The sequence below is a fragment of the Sulfuricurvum sp. genome (genome assembly GCF_019163035.1).
Lineage (GTDB): Bacteria > Campylobacterota > Campylobacteria > Campylobacterales > Sulfurimonadaceae > Sulfuricurvum.
Genome location: NZ_JAFLKV010000005.1, coordinates 1 through 8,988, shown reverse-complemented (window position 1 = coordinate 8,988; position 8,988 = coordinate 1). Strand labels below are relative to the sequence as shown.

Below are 8,988 nucleotides of genomic sequence, written 5' to 3'. Positions count from 1 at the left end.
AATGTGGTACCCCACTTTTTGCTCATCAAGAGGAGCTTTTATCAAGGTAAAAATCGGATTAAAGTGGATATCATAAAGTCCCGACTGAAACGAGCGGTATCTCGGATAATCAAAATTCTGCTTCTCTTTGGGATCAAACTCTTCCATCGCCCTTAAAATCAAATTTGATTGCCGTTTTAGCTTGAACTCGTATTGGATTTCCGTGACATATTTCATATAGGTAACATACAAATAGGTTGGTACCAACAGCAATACGGCAACCAGCATTGTATAGATAAACGCATTTTTGAGGGCGTAGCGACTATCGTTCAATGATGTATCCCAACCCGCGTCGATTTTGGATAATCTCTATGGGGAGTTTTTTGCGCAAATTGTTAATCTGTACCCGTATGTTGGCAGGATCAACGTACTCGCCCCAAATTTCATCTTGAAACATCTCGACTGATACCACTTGATTCGTATGTTTAAGTAATACCGTAAAAATCTCTTTTTCGGTTTTAGAGAGGGCAATATTTTCCCCCGCATGGGTTAACATAAAATTTTCCGTATCGTAAATCAGATCAGAACCGAAATCAATTTTGTTTTCACCATCATGATAAAAACTTTTCAACACGTGCATAATCCGTATCTGTAGCTCGGTGAGATCGAAAGGTTTGCGAATATAATCGCAACATCCTGATTTGTACCCCTCTTGCAAATTATCCACATTGACCATCGAGGTGAGGAAGATAGCCGGTGTCTTATTTCCCTCCTTCCGGAGGGTACGGAGGAGATCAAACCCGTTCATCCCAGGAACATTCACATCAAGAAGATAAAGATCAAAATGGGTTTCATAAGTCGCATCAAAGGCTCTCTCTCCGTTACCGAATCCAACAACCTCCAACCCCAACTCTTCCAAGAATTCTGTGATACTCACACGGAGCATATATTCATCTTCGAGCAACAGTACTCTCACTTTATCTCCCCTTTGATCTCTTTGGTCACTTTGTAATCTAACATAATCCCGATCAGTTCCTCTTTAGAATAAGCATTTAACCGTTCACGTGCCTCTTGCAAATAGAGTTCTCGATCTTCGGGAGGAACCGTGTCTTTAAGATACAACAAATCTTTATCATACACGCTTTGGAACTGCCCTTTGTCTGATTTTTTTACCATTACATCATAAAGTTCATTGCGGGAGAGGTGAATCAAAAACGAGATATCCTCTTCATCCGAATGGGCATACGACTTAATCTGCTTCGGCGAAAGGGAAAATATAAATGCTCCGATGTTCTCCCCCTCACCATTTTTCATCGGTTCGTAAAAAAGATACCGCCCACTGCTGAAAATAACGCGGGAGGCTTTCAGTGTTTTAAAGTTGATCCCGTTTAAGAGCCTTATGTCGCGTTGATTGTATTTGGGATTGGCTAATATATACTCTTTATTGATGAGTGGATTCTCTTGCATAAAAACGGCTGTTTCATAAAAGCGTTCATCCATCAGAATATACAAATCAATCCCCAAACGATCAAAATATTCCTGTGTCGATTCGAAAAAAGAGACGACCTCTACAAATCCGATCATCTTCTCGTCATAATACATCGGCACGGTCGCTTTAACACCGATTTTTCGTCCTACTTCGATTGCAGAACGTGGTTTTTTATGGGTTTGAAAATAAAGCAAATCGGGACGATGAAAATCCAACGGCATCCCTGCATACGAGTTATCCCAACTACGGGCAAAGATAATATAATCGGAGGTGATGATTTGAGAACGGATCAAAGAGTCGGTATGAAGTTTAATCGATTCCATCACTTCAGAGAGAATCGCAAACCCTTTATCTTCATCCTCTTGATCCAACGCATCGCTCAGCGCCGTATTTTGAGAGAGGATCAGAGCATAACGCAATGCCGTAGAGCGCTCTTTTTCGAGCTGATTGTTCAAGCCCAGTGAGAGCTGATCGCTTAAGCGCTCAAGCGTTTGTAACGTCACCTTTTGCTCCAAATACCACAGCACTCCACCCAGTATCATCGCAATAACGAAAAAGACCCCTGCTATCGTCTTTTTATCGGCAAAAAAACGGTACCAACGATCCATTAGCGTGACCCTTTTTGCTTTTTGCCCATTTTGTAAACATACGCCAACACTTCCGCAACAGCGGCAAACAACATCTCTGGAACCGCACGATCCACCTCTACCTCAGCATACAATGAACGAGCAAGAGGAGGATTTTGGACGATATGAACCCCGTTCTCTCGTGCTACTTTTTTGATCTGGATCGCCATATTATCAATCCCTTTGGCAACCACCACCGGAGCGTTATGTTTGGTCTCATCGTACATTATCGCAACCGCATAGTGAGTTGGGTTGGTAATAACCACATCGGCGGTAGGTACGGCGGACATCATCCGCTTTCGTGCCGCTTGCATCTGAATCTGGCGAATTTTCGCCTTGATATGCGGATCCCCTTCCATGTTTTTCATCTCATCTTTAATCTCTTGAAGTGACATTTTGAGCTTATCAAAATACTGTTTCCGTACCAAAAACAGATCGATAATGGCATAAAGAAAGATGATTATCAGCATAATCGAGGCTAAAACGATCGCTTTGTCCCGCAACCATCCCATCTGATCTTGGAGATTAAACAGCGCTACGGTCGGAAGTTCTTCGACGTAATACCAAAAATAGAGAAAACCGACCCCTAATGCCGTCAACGATTTAAGAGTTATTTTGACCGATTCGAGTGCTTTTTGGAGGCTAAAAAGGTTCGCGAACCCTTTGATCGGATCGAGTTTGGAAAAATTGGGGACGAGCGGTTTGGTGGTAAAATTAAACCCTATCTGCGCAACCGTTCCCAATACTCCGGCAATGGCAACCACCAGTGAAATAGGGATTGCCATGATGATAAACTCTTTCATCGTCACAACTGCCATATCGAACATTAGTTCCCGATCCAGTGGCTGATTCATCAGAGAAAAATAGTAGCGGGAGAGATTAAGCATCCGATCCGCGATAAAGTTAAACATCATAATCACAGCCAAAATAGCAACAAAGAGGACAACTACCCCGACAATATCCTGACTTTTGGGGACATTCCCTTCGGCACGGGCATCTTCGAGCTTCTTGGCGGTGGGTTCCTCGGTCTTTTCTTGATCGTCTGCCACTTATTAATCCATTTTCATTGACATATCGATCCAATTAGCCTGATGGATAAGGGAGCCTGTACTAATAGCATCAACACCCGTTTTAGCATACGTTTCAATTGTTTCCAACGTAATATTTCCACTCGCTTCGAGCAATACGTCGCTATGGTGTTCCCATTTGTACGTAACCACCTCACGGAGCGCTTCAGGAGACATATTGTCACACATAACGATATCAGCCCCACATCGCATCGCGTGTGCCGCCATCTCAAAATCTTCCGCCTCAATCTCGATTTTAGAGGTAAACGGAATTTTTTTACGTGCCTCTTCCATAAAACTTTCCAGATTGGTGATCGTTTTAAGATGGGTATCTTTGAGCATCAGTGCATCATCCAACCCCATCCGATGATTCGTCGCTCCACCGATACGAGTCGCGTATTTCTCGAAATTGCGTAGCAGAGGACGGGTTTTTCGGGTATCGAGTAGTTTTGTTCCATAGGGGGCGATAAGATCCACATATTTACGGGTCATTGTCGCGATAGAACTCGCATGCAGCAGCATATTGAGCAACGTCCGCTCGATCCGCAACAGTGTATGCGAATCACCGGAGAGTTCCATCAACACCTCCCCTTTTACAAACGCCTCACCGTCATGTTTATGCCACATAATACCAAACTGCTCGACAGTCGCCAACACACGCAGATACTCTTCCCCCGCCAAAACACCGTCGCTTTTAGCGATGATCTTCGCACTGGCACTCACAGCATCGGAAACCCGTGCATACAAGTCCCCACGCCCTACATCTTCGGCCAATACTTCACGGATAAATTGTTCGATCATAGAGTTACCTTTTTACCTTATTCAAACACTAATTCAGGCTGTCGCACTGTTTTGAATATACTTACGTAATGCCATATTCATGAGGGTTTGATACCCTTGCTTTTCAGCTAAAGAGAGCTTTTTAAAATACATCACAATGTCATCATCCAAACGCATACTAACGGAAACTTTATGCGGAGTATAAAAATACCCGCGAACCGCTCCGCTCATATCCACTTCATCAGGAATATCATATTCCGCTTCCATCTTTAAAAGTTCATCACGCATAGTTTTGTACCTCCTTTGGAGTTGCTTTTCGGGCAGAAATAATACGAATAACGGGTTCTTGATGCTCATCAAAATACAAATGAGCCACCATCGTAATCATCCCTTTATTGGTTGCACCGATGCTGAACCATCGCTCCTCACCATACGCATACCGCAGATCAAGTTTCGAAACCATCATCGGATCGTTAAATATCTCCGATGCTTCCTCAAAACTTATCCCATGCTTGATAATATTGGCGCTGTTCTTCGCATCATCCCATTCATATTTCATAAAACAATTCTACTCTTATGTATGGACAATGTCAAGATAAATATTTTACGGTAACGGCTATAACGCCATCATCCTCTCCAACGCAATTCTCGCCCAATACGCCGTCTCTTCATCCACTTCGATTTCATTAATCGGGGCACCATCTTCGATCGATTTAAGGACATTATATAAATCTTCCAACATCGTTTCATTCATCGTCGGACATTCGGGTTTGCTGGAGGAGAGGATATAGGTGTTTGATGGACGGAGACGGTTGACCATGTTGAATTCCGTCCCGACGGCAACCTTTTGATCCGCTGGAAGTTCCATGATATATTTGATGAGCTGAGAGGTCGATCCAACGAAATCAGCGCGGTCACAGATAGCAGGGTCGCACTCAGGGTGAACAGCGATCAAAATGTCGGGATATTTGTTGCGATAAAACTCGATGTCATCGATACTAAAAAGCTGATGCACCGAACAAAATCCGTCATAACAAATGATGTCAGCTTCTTTGGGATCACTACCATCACCGAGTACGCACGATTTCAGCCCCATCATGTTGGCGATATTTTGCCCCAAACAGCGATCTGGAACAAACAAAATCTTCTTCCCCTCAGCGAGTGCATTAGTGATAATCATTTTCGCATTGGAACTGGTGCAGACCATCCCCCCCATTTTTCCGACACGCGCTTTAACATCGGCATTAGAGTTGATATAGGTGATCGGGAGGATATTCTCCTGTGCAATTCCTGCAGCTTCGAGCTTGGCAATCGATTCGTCATAATAGAGCCCGTCAATCATCTTCGCCATCGCACAACACGCGAGTTTCGGCATCACGACCCGTTTGTGGGGACTGAGAATTTTGACACTTTGCCCCATAAATCCGACACCGCAAAATACGACAAACTCTTTGTCATCCGCCATCGTCCGTTTAGCGAGTTCCAGCGAATCACCGGTGATGTCTCCCATCTCGAACACTTCATCGCGCTGATAAAAGTGCGCTACGACCGTAACACTGAGGCGATTTTTTAGATCAATAATTTTTTGTTTTAACTCTTCTGCGCTAGTATTCAAAACCATTCCTTACTCTCATTAGGATGTTATTATATCTTTTGAAATATAATAGCATCCAAAATTTACCAACAAAGAGTCACCTATTATGGATTTTTTATTTAACCTCAATGTTCAGTTTTATCTTGCGGCCTATCTCCTCGGCGGTATTCCGTTCGGGCTTATTTTGGCAAAAGTATTTGCAGGGGTCAACATCACCGATTCAGGCTCAGGAAGCATCGGGGCAACTAATGTATTGCGTGTTGTCAAAGAGACCAACCCTGCCCTCGCCAAAAAGCTCGGAGCCGCGACGTTAGCCCTCGATGCCCTCAAAGGGATTGCCGTCGTCCTCGCTGCCAAATATTTTGAAATGAGTGATTCGGTTCAATGGATGGTTGCCGTCCTCGCCGTTATCGGACATTGCTTTAGTCCGTATATGTGGTTCGAGGGAGGTAAAGGGGTTGCGACGGGTATGGGCGTTATGGCGGTTATGCTACCGATCCCTACCGCCATCGCACTCGTTGTTTGGGGAGTTGCCGCCAAAACGATCCGTATCTCATCACTCTCGTCGATGCTAGGACTCCTCGCTCTTGTCGTTGCCTCTTTTGTTTTGTATCCTGCAATGTTCCATGCTCCGGTGTTCTTTATCGCCTTTATCCTCTTTTATAAACACATCCCTAACTTCGTCCGCCTTTTCCAAGGGGAAGAGAAACGGGTCGCATGAAAATCCTGATTGAGAATCTCACCTTTGATACCATCATTGGGATTCTCGAACATGAACGCACCAATCCTCAACGTGTACAAATCGATTGTATTATCGAATATTCTTATACAAACGGTGACTTTATCAATTATGCCGAAGTCGCTCACGTGATCGAGCATACCATGAATTTTGAGCGCTTCGAGCTAATCGAAACGGCACTCGAAACGATAGGTGCTCTTCTCAAAATTCATTTTTCCCTCATCCAAACTATACTTTTAACCATTCGAAAACCTGATATTCTCCCAAATTGCACCGTTAGTGTTCAAAAAAATTTCATTTTTTAAGAAAAATTGAAAAAAAGTTTAAAAATTTCTAAAAGTATGGTATCATTTCGGCAAAATTTCCGTACCATGAGGAATCTGAATGCGTATTCTGATCATTGAAGATGAAGTAACCCTCAATAAAACCCTTGCAGAAGGGCTCAAAGAATTTGGTTACCAAAGCGATGTCGTCGAAACTTTGAAAGACGGCGAGTATTATCTCGATATCCGTAACTATGACCTAATTTTGATGGATTGGATGCTTCCCGATGGGAACAGTGTCGATATCATCCCAGACATCAAAAGTAACACCCCTAAAACCGTAGTTGTTGTTCTCTCAGCTCGTGATGACAATGCAAGCGAAATCGAAGCTCTTAAAGCGGGTGCAGATGACTATATCCGTAAACCGTTCGATTTCGATGTTCTTGTTGCTCGTATTGAAGCACGTTTACGTTTCGGTGGTAGTAATATCATTGAAATTGATGACTTGACGATTAATCCTGAAGAGGAAAAAATCATCTATAAAGAAAAAGAGATCGAACTCAAAGGTAAACCGTTTGAAGTATTGACTCACCTTGCTCGTCACCGTGACCAAATCGTCTCTAAAGAGCAATTACTCGATGCAATCTGGGAAGAGCCTGAGCTTGTAACCCCGAACGTTATCGAGGTTGCGATCAACCAAATTCGCCAAAAAATGGACAAACCGCTCGGAATCACAACTATCGAAACCGTGCGCCGTCGAGGATACCGTTTTTGTTTTCCTAAGGAAATGTAAGTTTACTTTAAGTTTTATTAACTCCAGAAAGCCCTATTTTAGGGCATTTCGCACACTTCTTCACTTTCTTATCCTTTTAAATTACAATATCAGATATATAACGTTTTGACCGACCCTATTGAAATCCCATAAATAAAGGCGTTCAGAAAAGGGACTAACTTTGTTTTCCAAAAGAAGCATAAAACACTTTCTTAATTACTGAAAAGCTTACTTTAAAAGGCTTTTCAAAACTTTCATTACTCTTTTTTACTATGCAGTGCAATAACATCATTTTCAAAATATCTCAAAGTTATTACAAAATAAAGCAACCTGCATCTGCAAAAATATGACTTAGCAACTATTGATAAGTTCTCCAATCATTTTCATTCTGTAATTCATATTAAACGAAATTTTCTTTTTGACAACATCGTGATAAAAGTAAAATTAAACTTTACTTTTGCAACAATATTGCAACGGAAATCCATTATTATGTCAGCTATTGTTTTACTTTTTACCTATGAGTGACTAGTTTAAAAACAAAAATAAGGAGTTGATACACATGGATTTTCTTAAAAAATCTGTTATAAACAGGGTACTTTTCAGTACGTTACTATCGATATTTATTGGCATGTCTATATTATCTTATATAGCCTCCAATAAAACCTATGATGCACTTAATGAGGCTGATGAAATATCGATCAAAAATGAGTTAACACTTATTCTTGGGACGATTAAAACATTCAACAGTGTGGCAAAATCATCTGCGGATCAGTTAGGCGGTACTTTTTCCGGTATTGTCGGAAACAATATAGCACTTGATACTTCAAGAACAGTAAGAATAGGTGACTTTGACACCCCAGTCATTACCGCTAATGGAGAATCTTTAAACTTAAATTTCGAAAAAGTTGATCGATTTTCAGCATTGACCAAAAGCTCAGTTGCAACGATATTCGTTAAACAAGGAAACGATTTTATTCGAGTAAGCACCAGTCTAAAAAAAGAAGACGGTTCACGTGCGATAGGAACCAAGCTTGATACAAAACATCCAGGGTACAAAAAAGTACTCAATGGTGAAGAGTATGTGGGAAAAGCAAAACTCTTTGGAAAAGACTATATGACAAAATACATACCGATTAAACAAAATGGGATGATTATCGGTATTTTATTTATCGGTTTTGACATTACTGCTGAGCTAGAAAAACTCATGAAAAATATCGAAAGTATTAAAATCGGTAAAACTGGATACTACTACGTTGTAGATTCAAAACCGGGAGATACTCAAGGTCTGTTTTTATACCATCCGACGTTGCAGGGTAAAAACAATTTAGAGACTAAAGATTCAAATGGTTTAGAATTTGTTAAAGATATGGTTGCTAAAAAAAGCGGAATGATTACATATGAATGGGAAAATGAAACTAAATTTTCAGTTTTTGAAGAATTTGATGAATGGAATTGGCTCATCGTCGGAGGAACCTATGTGCAAGAAATTGAAGAAAAAGGTAATGATATACGAAATCTGATTATAATCATTTCTATTATCATACTAGGTTTTGTTTCTGGAATAGTCTATCTTCTCCTAAAAAAAGCGTTAAGTCCACTATCGAATATCCAAACCGGACTCCTTTCCTTCTTCCGTTTCCTCAACCGAGAGAGTGCAAAAGCAGAAACAATAGATTTGA

11 protein-coding genes and 1 pseudogene are annotated in these 8,988 nt (G+C 41.4%); 4 read left to right on the top strand and 8 right to left on the bottom strand.

Annotated elements, in window-relative coordinates:
• From JZU62_RS00380 to nadA, 8 genes and pseudogenes are all read right to left on the bottom strand, one after another.
• Positions 1-312: pseudogene (locus JZU62_RS00380) on the bottom strand (sensor histidine kinase); the annotation flags it as partial.
• On the bottom strand, positions 302-955 hold the full coding sequence (locus JZU62_RS00375; RefSeq protein WP_295010827.1) for a response regulator transcription factor: 654 nt from the start codon (positions 953-955) through the stop codon (positions 302-304). The pseudogene JZU62_RS00380 and the gene JZU62_RS00375, both read right to left, overlap by 11 nt.
• Positions 952-2,076, bottom strand: coding sequence for a cache domain-containing protein (locus tag JZU62_RS00370; protein ID WP_295010825.1), 1,125 nt, complete (start codon positions 2,074-2,076; stop codon positions 952-954). Before JZU62_RS00370 ends, JZU62_RS00375 begins: the two co-directional genes overlap by 4 nt.
• Positions 2,076-3,143: a flagellar biosynthesis protein FlhB gene (gene flhB / locus JZU62_RS00365; RefSeq protein ID WP_295010823.1), complete on the bottom strand. Its 1,068-nt coding sequence runs from the start codon at positions 3,141-3,143 to the stop codon at positions 2,076-2,078. Before flhB ends, JZU62_RS00370 begins: the two co-directional genes overlap by 1 nt.
• A 3-nt stretch (positions 3,144-3,146) precedes the next feature.
• A complete protein-coding gene (gene nadC, locus JZU62_RS00360) occupies positions 3,147-3,962 on the bottom strand; it encodes a carboxylating nicotinate-nucleotide diphosphorylase (RefSeq protein WP_295010821.1) in 816 nt (271 codons plus the stop codon).
• Between the two features lie 33 nt (positions 3,963-3,995).
• Positions 3,996-4,229 (bottom strand): BrnA antitoxin family protein, encoded by a 234-nt coding sequence (locus JZU62_RS00355; protein WP_295010819.1) that lies wholly within the window; start codon positions 4,227-4,229, stop codon positions 3,996-3,998.
• Entirely contained in the window at positions 4,222-4,500 is a 279-nt protein-coding gene (locus JZU62_RS00350; RefSeq protein ID WP_295010817.1) for a BrnT family toxin, read from the bottom strand. The genes JZU62_RS00355 and JZU62_RS00350 overlap by 8 nt, the downstream gene beginning before the upstream one ends.
• Before the next feature lie 57 nt (positions 4,501-4,557).
• A complete protein-coding gene (gene nadA / locus JZU62_RS00345) occupies positions 4,558-5,556 on the bottom strand; it encodes a quinolinate synthase NadA (RefSeq protein ID WP_295010815.1) in 999 nt (332 codons plus the stop codon).
• An 85-nt stretch (positions 5,557-5,641) separates the two neighbouring features.
• Here nadA and plsY point away from each other — a divergent pair, with 85 nt between their 5' ends.
• The 4 genes from plsY to JZU62_RS00325 all read left to right on the top strand — a co-directional run.
• Entirely contained in the window at positions 5,642-6,256 is a 615-nt protein-coding gene (plsY, locus tag JZU62_RS00340) for a glycerol-3-phosphate 1-O-acyltransferase PlsY (protein ID WP_295010812.1), read from the top strand.
• Complete coding sequence (locus tag JZU62_RS00335; protein ID WP_295010810.1) at positions 6,253-6,579, top strand: dihydroneopterin aldolase; 327 nt, start codon at positions 6,253-6,255, stop codon at positions 6,577-6,579. The genes plsY and JZU62_RS00335 overlap by 4 nt, the downstream gene beginning before the upstream one ends.
• 79 nt (positions 6,580-6,658) lie before the next feature.
• Positions 6,659-7,330 (top strand): homeostatic response regulator transcription factor HsrA, encoded by a 672-nt coding sequence (hsrA, locus tag JZU62_RS00330; protein WP_295010808.1) that lies wholly within the window; start codon positions 6,659-6,661, stop codon positions 7,328-7,330.
• A gap of 538 nt (positions 7,331-7,868) precedes the next feature.
• Positions 7,869-8,988, top strand: a 1,120-nt coding sequence (locus JZU62_RS00325) for a Cache 3/Cache 2 fusion domain-containing protein (protein ID WP_295010806.1), incomplete at its 3' end; no start/stop codon positions are given.